Annotated in this window: 15 protein-coding genes; 4 read left to right on the forward strand and 11 right to left on the reverse strand. The window is 62.5% G+C overall.

The window, feature by feature from the left end; translation table 11 throughout:
- Positions 1 to 4: 4 nt before the first annotated feature.
- The 4 genes from DMO26_RS15000 to phnG are packed head-to-tail and all read right to left on the reverse strand — an operon-like array spanning position 5 to position 2,532.
- On the reverse strand, positions 5 to 274 hold the full coding sequence (locus DMO26_RS15000) for a hypothetical protein (RefSeq protein ID WP_117192956.1): 270 nt from the start codon (positions 272 to 274) through the stop codon (positions 5 to 7).
- On the reverse strand, positions 271 to 1,380 hold the full coding sequence (locus DMO26_RS15005) for a carbon-phosphorus lyase complex subunit PhnI (protein ID WP_117192957.1): 1,110 nt from the start codon (positions 1,378 to 1,380) through the stop codon (positions 271 to 273). The genes DMO26_RS15000 and DMO26_RS15005 overlap by 4 nt, the downstream gene beginning before the upstream one ends.
- A gap of 55 nt (positions 1,381 to 1,435) precedes the next feature.
- On the reverse strand, positions 1,436 to 2,062 hold the full coding sequence (gene phnH / locus DMO26_RS15010) for a phosphonate C-P lyase system protein PhnH (protein WP_117192958.1): 627 nt from the start codon (positions 2,060 to 2,062) through the stop codon (positions 1,436 to 1,438).
- Complete coding sequence (gene phnG, locus DMO26_RS15015; protein ID WP_117192959.1) at positions 2,062 to 2,532, reverse strand: phosphonate C-P lyase system protein PhnG; 471 nt, start codon at positions 2,530 to 2,532, stop codon at positions 2,062 to 2,064. The genes phnH and phnG overlap by 1 nt, the downstream gene beginning before the upstream one ends.
- A gap of 84 nt (positions 2,533 to 2,616) precedes the next feature.
- On the opposite strand from phnG, the gene phnF reads away from it, so the two are divergent.
- Positions 2,617 to 3,357, forward strand: a complete 741-nt coding sequence (phnF, locus tag DMO26_RS15020; RefSeq protein WP_117192960.1) for a phosphonate metabolism transcriptional regulator PhnF — start codon at positions 2,617 to 2,619, stop codon at positions 3,355 to 3,357.
- Positions 3,358 to 3,424: 67 nt separating this feature from the next.
- Positions 3,425 to 3,982, forward strand: a complete 558-nt coding sequence (locus tag DMO26_RS35095) for a BrnA antitoxin family protein (RefSeq protein WP_264319362.1) — start codon at positions 3,425 to 3,427, stop codon at positions 3,980 to 3,982.
- 9 nt (positions 3,983 to 3,991) lie between these two features.
- Here the strand turns inward: DMO26_RS35095 and DMO26_RS15030 are convergent, their stop codons facing one another.
- From DMO26_RS15030 to mepA, 7 genes are all read right to left on the reverse strand, one after another.
- Complete coding sequence (locus tag DMO26_RS15030) at positions 3,992 to 4,627, reverse strand: 2,3-bisphosphoglycerate-dependent phosphoglycerate mutase (protein ID WP_117193109.1); 636 nt, start codon at positions 4,625 to 4,627, stop codon at positions 3,992 to 3,994.
- Positions 4,628 to 4,668: 41 nt separating this feature from the next.
- The gene (gene dapB, locus DMO26_RS15035; protein ID WP_117192962.1) at positions 4,669 to 5,487 is read right to left on the reverse strand and encodes a 4-hydroxy-tetrahydrodipicolinate reductase; all 819 of its coding nucleotides are present in this window, start codon (positions 5,485 to 5,487) and stop codon (positions 4,669 to 4,671) included.
- 17 nt (positions 5,488 to 5,504) lie between these two features.
- Complete coding sequence (locus tag DMO26_RS15040; protein ID WP_117192963.1) at positions 5,505 to 7,289, reverse strand: ABC transporter ATP-binding protein; 1,785 nt, start codon at positions 7,287 to 7,289, stop codon at positions 5,505 to 5,507.
- Positions 7,290 to 7,441: 152 nt separating this feature from the next.
- Positions 7,442 to 7,789 carry a hypothetical protein gene (locus DMO26_RS15045; protein ID WP_117192964.1) on the reverse strand — a complete coding sequence of 116 codons (348 nt, stop codon included), beginning with the start codon at positions 7,787 to 7,789 and terminating at the stop codon, positions 7,442 to 7,444.
- 59 nt (positions 7,790 to 7,848) lie between these two features.
- Positions 7,849 to 8,871, reverse strand: a complete 1,023-nt coding sequence (locus DMO26_RS15050) for a glucokinase (protein WP_117192965.1) — start codon at positions 8,869 to 8,871, stop codon at positions 7,849 to 7,851.
- A gap of 9 nt (positions 8,872 to 8,880) precedes the next feature.
- On the reverse strand, positions 8,881 to 9,261 hold the full coding sequence (locus DMO26_RS15055; RefSeq protein ID WP_117192966.1) for a methylglyoxal synthase: 381 nt from the start codon (positions 9,259 to 9,261) through the stop codon (positions 8,881 to 8,883).
- 116 nt (positions 9,262 to 9,377) lie between these two features.
- Positions 9,378 to 10,427, reverse strand: coding sequence for a penicillin-insensitive murein endopeptidase (gene mepA, locus DMO26_RS15060; RefSeq protein WP_117193110.1), 1,050 nt, complete (start codon positions 10,425 to 10,427; stop codon positions 9,378 to 9,380).
- Between the two features lie 209 nt (positions 10,428 to 10,636).
- On the opposite strand from mepA, the gene DMO26_RS15065 reads away from it, so the two are divergent.
- Together DMO26_RS15065 and DMO26_RS15070 are read left to right on the forward strand one after the other, a co-directional pair.
- Positions 10,637 to 12,475, forward strand: coding sequence for an extracellular solute-binding protein (locus tag DMO26_RS15065; protein WP_117192967.1), 1,839 nt, complete (start codon positions 10,637 to 10,639; stop codon positions 12,473 to 12,475).
- A gap of 147 nt (positions 12,476 to 12,622) precedes the next feature.
- Positions 12,623 to 13,705 (forward strand): microcin C ABC transporter permease YejB, encoded by a 1,083-nt coding sequence (locus DMO26_RS15070; protein WP_117192968.1) that lies wholly within the window; start codon positions 12,623 to 12,625, stop codon positions 13,703 to 13,705.
- The last annotated feature ends 12 nt before the right edge of the window (positions 13,706 to 13,717 follow it).

A 13,717-nucleotide genomic window follows, 5' to 3' on the forward strand; every position in this document is an offset into this window, starting at 1 on the left:
CCAACTAGAAGCAGAGGCCGTCATGGACGCCATCACTTCGAACGGATTGCTCGGCGTCGCCGTCCTTGCGGCTTTCATCGCCTTCGGGGTCATTCTTCCCTTTTATGTTTTCAAGCCGCGGAAGCGGGCCGCAGTGGGCGGCAGCTCCGGAGATGCCGGTTATGTCGGCGGCACCGCCGATGGTTGCGACAGCGGCGGCGATGGCGGCGGTGATGGTGGAGGGGGCGGCGACTGAGCCGTCTCCGGCGCCGTAAGGCGCCTCGGCGGCGTTCATTCGGCCGCCTCCTGCATTTCGCCTCTGTCGCCTTTGCGGGCGGCCTCGATGTCGGATCGCATCTTGCGCACCAACGCGAGTTCCGCCTGGAAATCGACGTAATGCGGCAGTTTCAGGTGTTCGACGAAGCCCGTCGCCTGGACATTGTCGGAATGCGAGATCACGAATTCCTCGTCCTGCGCCGGCGCGATGATATCCTCGCCGAGTTCTTCGGCACGCAGCGCCCGGTCGACCAGCGACATCGACATCGCCTTGCGTTCGCTCTGGCCGAAGACGAGGCCGTAACCGCGGGTGAACTGCGGCGGTGCCTTCGACGAACCCTTGAACTGGTTGACCATCTGGCATTCGGTGATGCGGATGCGGCCGAGCGATACGGCAAAGCCGAGTTCGGCGACCTCCAGCTCCACCTCGACTTCGCCGATGCGGATTTCCCCGACGAAGGGGTGGTTGCGGCCGTAGCCGCGCTGGGTGGAATAACCGAGCGCCAGCAGGAAACCCTCGTCGCCGCGGGCGAGCGCCTGAAGGCGCAGGTCCCGGCTCATCGGGAATTCCATCGGCTCGCGCGTCAGGTCGCCCGCCTGATGGTCTTCGGCAAATTCGCCGTCCGGCTCGATCAGACCCTCGTGGGCGAGGATGTCGGAAACGCGCACGGCATGTTCGCCGGTCGTGTCCTTGCGGGCCGGGCCCTCGACCGCCTCGTCGGTAAGCAGCGAAGGATCGAGAAGACGATGGGTGTAATCGAAGGTGGGGCCAAGCAGCTGCCCGCCTGGCAGGTCCTTGTAGGTGGCTGAGACGCGCCGCTCGATCTTCATGTTCGCCGTATCGACCGGAACCGATGTTCCAAAGCGCGGCAGGGTGGTCCGGTAGGCCCGCAGCAGGAAGATCGCTTCGATCAGATCTCCCCGCGACTGCCGTATGGCGAGTGCGGCGAGCGACCGGTCGTAGAGCGAGGCTTCCGCCATGACCCGATCGACCGCAAGACCGAGCTGCGCGACGATCTGCTCGATCGTGACCGAGGGGAGGGACCTGTCGCCCCGGCGCCGGTCGGCCAGCAGCCTGTGGGCGTTGTTGATGGCGGCCTCGCCACCCTTGACGGCTACATACATCGTTCGTTCTCCTGCCCGTCAAACCGCATCCCCAGGGGATGCGGGAGAGTTTGGGTCATCTGGCCGAGGGGGTGTCCGGTCTCGACATGGCGATCTTTACGGTGCGGGGCAGGCACAGCAGGTTCCTGCCGGCAGTCAGGATGACGTCCACGCCGCGGGGGAAGAGAGCGCGGTTGTCAGCCCACAGGCGCGGAAAAACCTCCGGCAAGCCTTTCAGCATCACTGTTGCGGCGTTTTGAATGCCGGGGCCGCTGAGTGTCAGCGGTTGGCCTTCGCCCAAGGCGGCGACCTCGATGATCAAAGTCGTGGAACGGTCCGGATATTCCTGCGTGCCGGAGGAAAAGAGGCCGAAAGAGGCCAATGTCGCGCCGGCCTCGACAAAGGCGAACCGCGCCTCCGCCTTTTCCCGCGTGATCGGCGCGCTGGTATGGAATCTCACCCATTCGCCGACGGCGGATTTCGAAAGGCCTGGGCTGAGCCATACGGGCGTCTCGTGGTCGCAGAGCGTCAGCGCGATCGCCCCAGCCGCTCCTCCAAGCGGTTCGGGCTGGCCGACATCCGGTCCTACGGTCCGCATCGTTCCCGGCCGCGCCATGCCGTCCATGAGCATGCGGAACACGCTCTGGGATTCGAATACCGGCTCACCGAATCCACCGGAAAGCGCCTCGGTCTTTATATTCATCAGTCATCCCCCCGTACCATGGTGAAGAAATCGACGCGGGTGGCCGCCGTTTCCTCCGCCTTTTGCCTGTCCTCCACCGCGATGCGCGCCTCGATGGGTGCTAGCAGCGCGGCCTCCACATAGTCGCGCGTGCCGGGCTCCTGCCAGAGCGCGTCGAAAATGGCGGCGAGCCGGACATTTTCCTTGGCCGTGCCGAGTGCATGGGCATGACCCGCAGTGCCGCTGCCGAGCAGCACCGTGGCGCGCGTCACCGTCGCCTCGCCGAGATTGAAAGGCGCACCGCCGCCGCCGATACGTCCGCGTACCATGACGAGCCCCGTTTCCGGCCCCCGCACGGGCGTCACTTCCGGTCTGCTCGGAAGCCTTTCCCAGGCGGCATGCAGTTCGTCCTTCGTCGCACGCGCGAGAAGGCCCGCGGCACGGCGGCGCGCGGTGTCTGCATTCGGCTCGATTTGTTTTGCCAGGTCCATTGCCAAGCTCCAAAATGTCTATTAATATAGACAACCATACAAATCATATGTACTATTAACTTCCGGATATAACAAGCGTGTGACATGGATACGGGGCAGATAAACGTTCAGAGACAAAACGGCGTGGCGCTCTGGCGGCAGATCGCCGATCGTATCCGTGCCTCGATCGCCAACGGCGACTATGACGCGACCGGAAAAGTGCCTCCGGAATTCACGCTTGCCGCACAGTTCGGCGTCAACCGCCATACGGTGAGAAGCGCCCTCCAGGCCCTGGCCCAGGAGGGAATCGTCCGCTCCGTGCAGGGGCGCGGCACGCTGATCGAGCGCAAGGAAAGGCTGAACTTTCCGATTACCAAACGGACGCGGTTCAGCGAGGGGATCGGCGATCAGGCGCGTGAAAAGGAGGGGTTGCTGCTTCATTCCGCCGAGGAGCCGGCCTCGGCGGATCTCGCCGCCCGTCTGGGCATCGGCGAAGGCGCGCCGGTCATCCGGCTGGAAACATTGCGAAAGGCAGACCGCCGGCCCGTCTCCCGATCGACCACCTGGTTTCCGGCGGAGCGATTTGCCGGGATAGAGACAGCCTATCGGGACAGCGGTTCGATCACCCTGGCCTTCCGGGCCGTGGGGCTTGCCGACTATCTGCGCGTCTCGACCGAGGTCACCGCCATCCACGCCGACGGCGCCGACCTCGCCGACCTGCAGCTCTCCCCCGGCGCGATCATCCTCGTTACCAAGGCATTGAATACCGATCCGGACGGCGTGCCGGTACAATACGCGGTCACCCGGTTTCCGGCGGACATGGTGCAGTTCACGATCGAGAATTGAACGGTCGGAACCTGATGCGCTTCGATGGGACCGCACAAAGGCGGAATTGAACATCCGGAAGCATCGCGTGAGCTTCGAGATCGCCGCGCGTGTCTTTGCCGACCCATTCGTCCGTATCGAACAAGATCGCATCGAAGACGGAGAGCTGCGTTGGCAGGCGTTGGGTGCAATCGATGAGTTCACCATCCTCGTCGTTGCTCATACAGTTTATGACGAAGATGAAGATGGTCAGTTCGTGGAAGTAATCCGCATCATCTCCGCTCGAAAGGCGGATCCGAAGGAAGGCGGCGATATGAAAAAGAACGCTGATACTGTTCGCTACGAGGTCGATCTGGATAGTTTGCCGCCGCTGACCGATAAGCAGAAGGTGGAACTTGCGGCCCTGTCCGAACTGCCGGATGACCAAATCGACTATAGCGACATTCCGTTTTTGACGGATGAACAGCTCGAAAACGCCGGGCGAGGGCGATTCTATCGCCCCATCAAGCAGCAGATCACCGCACGCGTCGATGCGGATGTACTGGATTGGCTGAAGTCGCAAGGCAAAGGTTATCAGGCTCGCCTGAACGCCATTCTTCGCAAGGAAATGCTGGCGTCGATGAAATCGCAGAAACGAGCCAGATAAGTCCCGCGCTCAATGCGCGCCGGACATGTCGCCGAGGACTTCCTTGGAGGCGACTGTCGAATCCGCCTTGAGCGTGTAGACCATCGGCACGCCAGTCGCGAGGTTGAGTTTGAGAATCTCCTCCTTGCTCAGGCGGTCGAGCACCATGACGAGCGCGCGCAGCGAATTCCCGTGGGCGGCGACGAGCACCTTCTGGCCGCGCAGCACGCGCGGCAGGATTTCGGTCATGTAATACGGCCAGACGCGGGCGCCCGTGTCGCGCAGGCTCTCGCCGCCCGGCGGCGGCACGTCGTAGGAACGGCGCCAGATATGCACCTGTTCCTCGCCCCACTTGGCGCGCGCATCGTCTTTATTGAGGCCGGAAAGGTCGCCGTAGTCGCGCTCGTTGAGCGCCACGTCGCGGATCGTTTCGAGGTTCGGCTGACCCACCTTGTCGAGCACGATCTTCAGCGTGTTCTGGGCGCGCTTCAGGTCCGAGGTGAAGGCGATGTCGAACTTGATGCCGGTTTCCGCCAACGCCTGCCCGCCGGTTTCGGCTTCCTGAATGCCGAGCGGCGTGAGGTCGACGTCGCGCCAGCCGGTGAACAGGTTTTTGAGATTCCATTCGCTCTGGCCGTGGCGAACGAGGACGAGGGTTCCGCTCATGAAATGCATTCCTCCAGGGATCTAAGAAGGCAGGGAGATTTTTAGGAAAGCCCGAGCACGTCGAGCATGGAATAGAAACCGGGCTTCTTGTCGCGCGCCCAGAGCGCTGCGGCGACCGCGCCGCGGGCGAAGATCGACCGGTCGCGGGCGCTGTGGGAGAGCGTCACGAGTTCGCCTTCCCCGGCAAACAGAACCGAATGATCGCCGACGACCGAACCGCCACGCAGCGTGGCAAAGCCGATCGTCCCTGCGGGCCTCGCGCCGGTATGGCCGTCGCGCACGCGCACCGACTGGCTGGCGAGATCGATGCCGCGGCCCTGGGCGGCAGCCTCGCCGAGCAGCAGCGCCGTGCCCGACGGAGCATCCACCTTGTGCTTGTGGTGCATTTCAACGACCTCGATATCCCAGCCAGACGCCGGCAATGCCTTCGCCGCCTGCCGGGTCAGGACGCCGAGCAGGTTGACGCCGAGGCTCATATTGCCGGATTTGACGACACGCGCGTGACGGGCGGCGGCCTTAAACTTTTCCTCGTCCTCGACCGAGCAGCCGGTCGTACCGATTACATGCACGATGCGCGCCTGGGCGGCCAGACCGGAAAAGGTGACGCTTGCCGCCGGGGCGGTGAAATCCAGCACGCCTTCGGCATCGAGAAAAGCCTTCAAGGGATCGTCGGTGACCGGTATGCCGAGCGTGCCGGCGCCGGCGAGCTCGCCCGCATCCCTGCCGACGAAATTGGAACCCTCGCGCTCGATGGCCGCATGCAGCGTGACGCCCGGCATTTCCTGGATCACCCGGATCAGCGTCTGGCCCATTCGCCCTGCCGCGCCGACCACGACGAGTTTCATGTCATTTGCGGTCATGGGCGACATCCTCGGCTTCAGAAACTCGTCTCGGGCGATTGCAGATTGTTGAGGCGAGCGTAAAGACCGTCCTTGCGCTGCGCAAGCGCCTCGTGCGTGCCTTCTTCCACGACGCGGCCCTCATGCATGACGATGATCTTGTCCGCCTTGACGACGGTCGAAAGCCGGTGGGCGATGACGATCACGGTGCGGCCCCGCATGGCGGTATCGAGCGCCTTCTGCACGGCGGCTTCGGATTCGTTGTCGAGCGCCGAGGTCGCTTCGTCGAGGAGCAGGATCGGCGCGTTGCGCACCAGCGCGCGGGCGATCGACAGGCGCTGGCGCTGGCCGCCGGAGAGCGTCACGCCGTTTTCGCCGACCGGCGTCTCGTAGCCCTGCGGCTGGGCTAGGATGAAATCATGCGCATAGGCGAGCCTTGCCGCTTCTTCCACTTCCGCATCCGTGGCGTCCGGCCGTCCGTAGCGGATATTGTCCCGGATCGTGCCCTCGAAGAGATAGGGCTGTTGCGAGACATAGGCGAGGCTGTGCCGGAGCGAAGCCTTGGTGACGTCGGCGATATCCTGCCCGTCGATGAGGATCCGGCCCTCGGAAGGATCGTAGAAGCGCGGGATGAGATTGATGATCGTCGATTTTCCGGCGCCCGAGGGGCCGACCAGGGCGGTCGTCGTACCGCCCTCGGCGACGATGTCGACACCGGCGAGAACGGGCGCGCCGCCGGCATAGGCGAAGGCGATACCTCTGAACTCGATGCGGGCTTCGGTGACGACGAGGTCCTTTGCATCCGGTTTCTCGCGCTGGGCCGGCTGCAGGTCGAGAAGCTCGTAGATCATCCGGGCATTGACGACGGCGCGTTCGATCTGCACCTGCAGCTTCGCAAGCCGGCGGGCCGGATCGTATGCCATCAGCAGCGCCGCCACGAAGGAGAAGAAGGCGCCGGGCGGTACGTCGTTGTAGATCGAGCGGAAGGCCGCATATGCGATGACGCTGGAAATCGCAAAACCCGCGAAAGTCTCGGTCAGGGGCGAGGTTCGTTCGGAAAGCCTGGCGATCCGGTTGCCCCGCCGCTCCGCCACGTCGATGATGCCCGCCACCTTGCGGTCGAGCTCCCGTTCCATGGTGAAGGCCTTGACGACGGCGATGCCCTGGATCGTTTCCTGCATGGCGCCGAGAACGCGGCTGTTGACCTCGATCGACTCGCGGGTCGCCGAGCGCAGGCGGCGGGAGACGTAACGCAAGGCATAGAGAAGCGGCGGCGCCACCGCAAAGACGATCAGCGACAGGATCCAGTCCTTGCTGACCATCACGGCCACCAGCGAGACGAGCGTCAGGAGATCGCGGGCCGTGGAGGTGACTGTGAGGTTGAGCACGTCGCGGATGCCGGCGACGTTCTGGTTGATCTGGGCGGCAAGATGCGCCGACCGGGCCTGCGAGAAGAAGCCGACCGAAAGCGTCATCAGATGCGAATAGAGGCGCTGCTGGTAGCGCGCGACGATGTTGTTGCCGATCTTCGACAGTGCCACCGCCTGGCCGTAGGTCGCAAATCCGCGCAGCACGAAAGCGACGAGGATCGAGCCGCAGATCAGCCAGACGACGTCGGCACGCTTGTTGGCGAAGGCCTCGTTGACGACCGATTCCATGATCCAGGCCGTGAACGCGGTGGAAAGCGCCACGGCGATGAGGCAGGCGATCGCAAATGCGTATCCGCGGATATGATCCCGGCCGTTCTCTGCGATCACCCGCCGCAATATGGCGGCGACCGTATTCGAATCCACCTGTCGTTTTTTGTCCTTGGCTGCTTTCAAAGGCTTTTCCGCTTCGGCACGATTGCCGGCATTCTCATGTGCCGGCGTATTAAACGCTGGACGAGGCTTTTAAAAGCGGGAGGACGACGATTCGGCCGGGCTGTTGCATTCCGGCATGAGCGGCTGGGCTCGAGCGCCGCTCGATTCGGGAGCTACGAACCGCGAAGAACGCGCGCCATCGTGGGAGTGAGCTCGCCCTGCCCTAGGCTCTGAACGTCCTTATAGGTCAACCGGCCGGAGGCGATCGCATTGACATATCGCTGGCAGACGATCTTCAGATTTCTTGCGTCCGCGGCATTAGCGACCCATCCCAGCGCCTCGCGCATTTCGGCGTTCCAGTCGAGCGGTTTGCCGATGCATTTCTCGACCGCTTTGGCGCGCAGGGCAGGGCCCGATTTCAATGCCGCGGCGAGTTCCTTGTATTCCTTTTCCGTAGTGCAGGCGACGAGACCGACGGATATGACCGAGATGGCGGCTACGCGTAAAATATTGGAAAACATGTAAAATTCCCCCGGCAATGCCTGCGGTTTCGTCCAAAAATCGAAATGAGGCAAGGGGCTTATTTCTGCCAGCGGCGGCCGTCCATGGAAATGCCGTAGGCGGACGGCGTGCGAGCAAAGCTGGCAAGGCCTGCAAGGGCCGCCTGCGGATGGGTCACCACGAAGGTCGGGATCGTTCCCATCAACTCCGTATGCGGCGCCTTGTCCTCGAAAGCGGTGCGGAATTCCGGGCCCTTCAGCGCCGGAACGATCTTCTGGGAAATGCCGCCGGCGAGATAGACGCCGCCACGCGCCATGAAGATCAGCGCCATGTCGCCCGCAACCCGGCCAAGATAGGCGGCAAACAGCGAAAGTGTTTCGACGGCTTGCGGATTGGTACCGCCGAGGCCATGAGAGGTGATCTCCGCCGGATCGGAAAAAGCAGGCTGCAAGCCATCGGCGGCGCAGACGGCCTGATAGATGTTGACGACGCCGCGGCCGCTCAGGATTTCTTCCGCGGAGATACGGCCCTCGATCCGCCGCAGGTGCGGGAAGATCTCGAAATCCCGCTCCGATCGCGGGCCGACATCCACATGCCCGCCTTCGCCGGGGACCGGAAACCACATATGGCGGGCATAGACGAGGCCGGCGACGCCGAGCCCGGTGCCTGGGCCGAGCACGACGCGGGACGCCATATGCGGTTCGCTGTTGCAGCCGAGCGTCTCTCGGAACTGATCCGGCAGGGCGGCGACGGCGAGCGCCTGCGCTTCGAAGTCGTTGACGACCAGCACGTCCTCGAAGCCGAGATCGGAGATCATCCGCTTCGGCCGCACGACCCAGTCGCAATTGGTGAGGTCGATCTCGTCGCCGTCGATCGGTCCGGCGATGGCAAGGATCGCCGATCGCGGCTGCACGGAACTCGTGTCGAGGACGACTTTCTGGATCGCTTCGTCAATAGTCGGATAGTCGGCCGTGCGCACGTTGGGAAACGGTTTCGGTTCCGCATAGGCATCGATCAGGATGGAGAAACGGGCATTGGTGCCGCCGATATCGCCGATCAGGATCGGAAAGGGCAGCTTGTCGGTCTTCATGCTATCGGCCATCGCGAACGCTCAGTCCTTCTGAAAGTCGATGAGTTTTTCGGCTGTGGCGCGATTGAGCGCCATCGGTATGTCGTAGACGGTAGCAAGCCGCGTCAGCGCCTTCACGTCCACATCATGGGGAAGCGCACTCAGGGGGTCGATGAAGAAGACCAGCATATGGACTTCGCCGGTGGCGATCATCGCGCCGATCTGCTGGTCGCCGCCGAGCGGCCCGCTTTTGAGCCGCGTCACCTCAAGCCCCGGACAGGCATCCTGCACCCGGCCGCCCGTCGTGCCGGTCGCGACGATGCGGAAGCGGGAAAGCGAGCCCTGATGATGGCGGGCGAAATCCGCCATGTCGTCCTTTTTCTGGTCGTGCGCGATCAGCGCGATACAGGGCTTGGGCGACATGAAAGGAGCCTTCTCCCAGGAATGTTTCAATCGATTTACACGCTTCTAGCGTGCCCGATTGTTCTTGGGAAGGTGGGAGAACCACCGACGCTTTCAAGCGTCGGCCTTGTCCATTGTTATTGCAGCGGCCGGGGCGTTGGGAGAGGAATTTCGGCAGTCGGCACAGGCGGATCGTTGATGATGGCTTCGATGTTGCTGGCCGGCGTAGCGGAGGCCGGCTGGGAGGTGAAGGCCATTGCGCCGCCGAAGGTCGCCTCCTCTTCGCCGCGCGCAGGGGCCGCAAGCACGGCTGCGCAAGCCTTCGGCAGGTCCGACAGCATGACGGGACGCGGCTTCACCGGCTTCTTGTCCGGATCGGGTTTCGGTGCCGCCCAGGGTTCCTTGGTAAACCACCAGGCAAGCGACTTATCGCACCCGTCGCCGGCCGTGACCGGCGCCTGCTTCTGACAGCCGGACGCTCCGGCGGGGCAATGGATGCGGATGTGGAAGTGCTCGTCGTGGCCGTAGATAGGCCGCACCTTGCCGAGAAGCGAGCGGTCGCCCGTCCAGGTGTCGCAGAGCTTCTTCTTGATCGCGGGGTTGACGAAGACGCGCTCCACCTGCGGATAACTCGCCGCCTGCATCACCACGCGGGCGTGGGTGGGCGTCCATCGTTTCGGGTCAACGGTCAGGAACTTGCTCTTGTCGAGCATGGAGGTAAACGGCATATTCTCGCGCTCCTGCGGCGAAAGCGGCTGGTCGGGTTTCGGCGTGAACCAGACATCCGCGTCGAGGCCGATCTGGTGCGACGAATGGCCGGACAACATCGGCCCCCCGCGTGGTTGCGAAATATCGCCGACGAGGATGCCGGATCCCCAGCCGAGCTTCGTCGCATCGCGAGAAAACTGTTCGAGGAGCGCGATCATTTCCGGATTGCCCCAGCGGCGATTGCGGGAAAGCCGCATGGCCTGCCATGTCGGACCGTCGGTCGGAAGCGCTACTGCGCCCGACATGCAGCCTTTGGCATAAAAACCGACCGGCTGGGGATCGGCCTTGCTCGGCAGCGCCACGCCGCCGAAAAGCTGCTTCGCCGGAGTGCCTTCCTGCGCCGCCGCCGGCCCTGCGAAGGCGCCGCAAAGGAAGGCAGCCGCCGTCAGCCGCAGAATTCTACCCGAAATCGATCTCATGCCCATTCCGCCGCAAATCACCTGATTATTCCAAAACTACCGTGAAACAGGATTTTGGTGAAATGGAGATCGAGGCAGGCCCCGTCGATTCCCCCGCGATTTTTTCCGCGTGATAACCGCCGGATAAAACGGATGTGAGCGCGGAACTCCTGTTTTTTGCCAGCTTTTGCCCTATGCTTCGCTGCAACAACAAACTCTAGGGGTGAAGAATGATCTTGGCTCGGCTGAAGGCAGGTTTGGCGATTGCCCTTGCGGCGACGGTGCTCGGCGCGGCGGTGACTTCGGCCCAGGAGCCGAAATGGCGGCATGGCATGGCGGTCGTCGGTGACCTGAAACTGCCGGAAGACTTCAAGCAGCTTCCCTATGTCGATGTGAACGCGCCGAAGGCAGGCGAACTGCGCCTCGGCGACGAAGGCACGTTCGACAACCTCAATCCGGTGATCGACCGGGGCGCCGTGGCTTCCGGTGTCGGCATGATCTACGATTCGCTTATGAAGCGGTCGGAGGACGAGGTCTTCGGCACTTACGGCCTGCTGGCCGAGGCCGTGTCCTATCCGGACGACATGTCTTCGGTGACCTTCAGGCTGAGGCAGGAGGCGAAATGGGTGGACGGCCAGCCGGTCACTCCGGAAGATGTGATCTTCAGCCTGGAGAAGCTGAAGGAATACAGCGCCCTCTATTCCGGTTATTATCGCCACGTCACGGCTGCGGAAAAGACCGGCGACCGCGAAGTGACCTTCCGCTTCGACGAGAAGAACAATCGTGAACTGCCCCAGATCGTCGGCGATTTCCCGGTCCTTCCCAAGCATTGGTGGGAAGGCAAGGATGCACAGGGCAAGCAGCGCGACATTTCCCGCACCACGCTCGAACCGCCGATGGGATCGGGGCCTTACAAGATTGCCGCCCTCCAGCCGGGTTCGACCATCCGCTACGAATTGCGCGACGATTATTGGGGCAAGGACCTGCCCATCAATCTCGGCCAGTACAATTTCCGCACCATCAGCTACACCTATTTTGCCGATGCCGACGTGGAGTTCGAGGCTTTTCGCGCCGGCACGATCGATTACCGTCAGGAAAACAGTTCGAGCCGCTGGGTGACGCGTTACGATTTCGATGCGGTGAAGGACGGCCGGGTGATCAAGGAAGCGCTGACCAATCCTTTCAGGGCCGTCGGCGTCATGCAGGCCTTCGTGCCGAACATGCGGCGCGACATATTCAAGGATGCGCGGGTGCGAGAGGCACTGAACTATGCCTATGACTTCGAGGATCTCAACAAGAACCTTGCCTATGGGGGGCTGAAGCGCGTCAACAGCTTCTTCTGGGGCACCGAGCTCGCCTCGTCCGGCCTGCCGCAGGGGAAGGAACTGGAGATCCTCAACGGATTGAAGGACAAGGTACCGGCAAGGGTCTTCACCACCCCGTTCACCAACCCCGTCGGCGGTGATCCGAACAGGGTGCGCGACAATCTGCGGACAGCCGTCGGCCTGCTCAAGGACGCCGGCTGGGAGCTGAAAGGCAACCGGATGGTCAACGCCAAGACCGGGCAGCCCCTGGGCTTCGAAATCCTCCTGAACAGCCAGTCGCAGGAGCGTACCGTTCAACCTTACGTGACGAGCCTCAAGAAGATCGGCATCGATGCAAGGATCCGGACGGTCGACGCGTCGCAATACGTCAATCGCATCCGCAGCTTCGATTACGACATGATATACGGGATCTGGGCCCAGACCATGAACCCCGGCAATGAGCAGGGGGATTACTGGGGATCGGCTTCCGTCAATCGGCCCGGATCGCGCAACTATGCCGGTATCGCCGATCCGGCGGTGGATCAGCTGATCGACATGATCACCTTTGCTTCGAACCGGGAGGACCAGGTGGCGGCTGTCAAGGCCATGGACCGCGTGCTGCTTGCCAACCATTACGTCGTTCCGATGTTCTATTCCGGCGAGGCGAAGATCGCCTATTGGAACCGCATCACGCATCCCGCCAGATTGCCGGAATACGATATCGGTTTCCCGACCATATGGTCGGCCAGGACCGCCGGGAAGTGAGGGAGTGGAGCGCGGGCTTGCGCCGCGCACCGCCACCTGTTCCAAATGAGTGCATATGATTCGCACCGAGAAGAGAGGAAAGCGCCATTTGATCGGCATCGGGATATGCGGTGAGACGAAAACCGGCCCGGAAGGCAGGAAGTTCTGATGGGCGCCTATATTCTCCGCCGCCTCCTGCTGATGATACCGACCATCGTCGGCATCATGGGAATTTCGTTCCTCGTCGTGCAATTCGCCCCCGGCGGGCCAGTCGAGCAGGTGATCGCCCAAATCCAGGGCCAGGATACCGGCGACCGGCTTTCCGGAGGTTCCAGCGATCTTGCGGTCCAGGGGAGCGGCGAGGAAAGCCGTTACCGCGGCGCCCAAGGTCTCGATCCGGAATTCATCAAGAAGCTCGAACAGCAGTTCGGTTTCGACAAGCCGCCGCTGACGCGCTTCCTCGACATGATGTGGAACTACATCCGTTTCGATTTCGGCGAGAGCTTCTTCCGCAACACCTCGGTGCTCGATCTGATCATCGACAAGATGCCAGTCTCCATCTCGCTCGGCTTCTGGATCCTGATCGTCTCCTACGTGATCTCGATTCCGCTCGGGATCCGCAAGGCAGTCAAGGACGGCTCGAGCTTCGACGTCTGGACCTCGGGCGTCATCATCATCGGTTACGCAGTGCCGAGCTTCCTGTTCGGCATCCTCCTGATCGTGCTTTTCGCCGGCGGCTCCTTCTTCGATTGGTTCCCGCTGCGCGGCCTGGTCTCCGACAATTTCGCGGAACTCTCCTGGTGGGAGAAGATTATCGACTATTTCTGGCATCTCACCCTGCCGTTGATCGCCATGTCGCTCTCCGCCTTCGCCACGACGACGCTCTTGACCAAAAATTCCTTCATCGACGAGATCAAGAAGCAATATGTGACGACGGCGCGCGCCAAGGGGCTCAACGAGCGGCAGGTGCTTTACGGCCACGTCTTCCGCAACGCCATGCTGATCGTCATCGCCGGCTTTCCGGGCGCCTTCATCTCCGCCTTCTTCACCGGCTCGCTGTTGATCGAGAACATCTTCTCGCTGGATGGTTTGGGCCGCCTCGGTTATCTCGCCGTTGTCAACCGCGACTATCCGATCGTCTTCGGCACGCTCTACATCTTCTCGCTGATGGGCCTGATCGTCGGCCTGATCTCCGACCTGATCTACACCTGGATCGATCCGCGGATCGATTTCGAGCGGAGGGACGTCTGATGGAAGCGTCCA

The sequence above is a fragment of the Rhizobium terrae genome (assembly GCF_003425685.1).
Taxonomy (GTDB): Bacteria; Pseudomonadota; Alphaproteobacteria; order Rhizobiales; family Rhizobiaceae; genus Neorhizobium; species Neorhizobium terrae.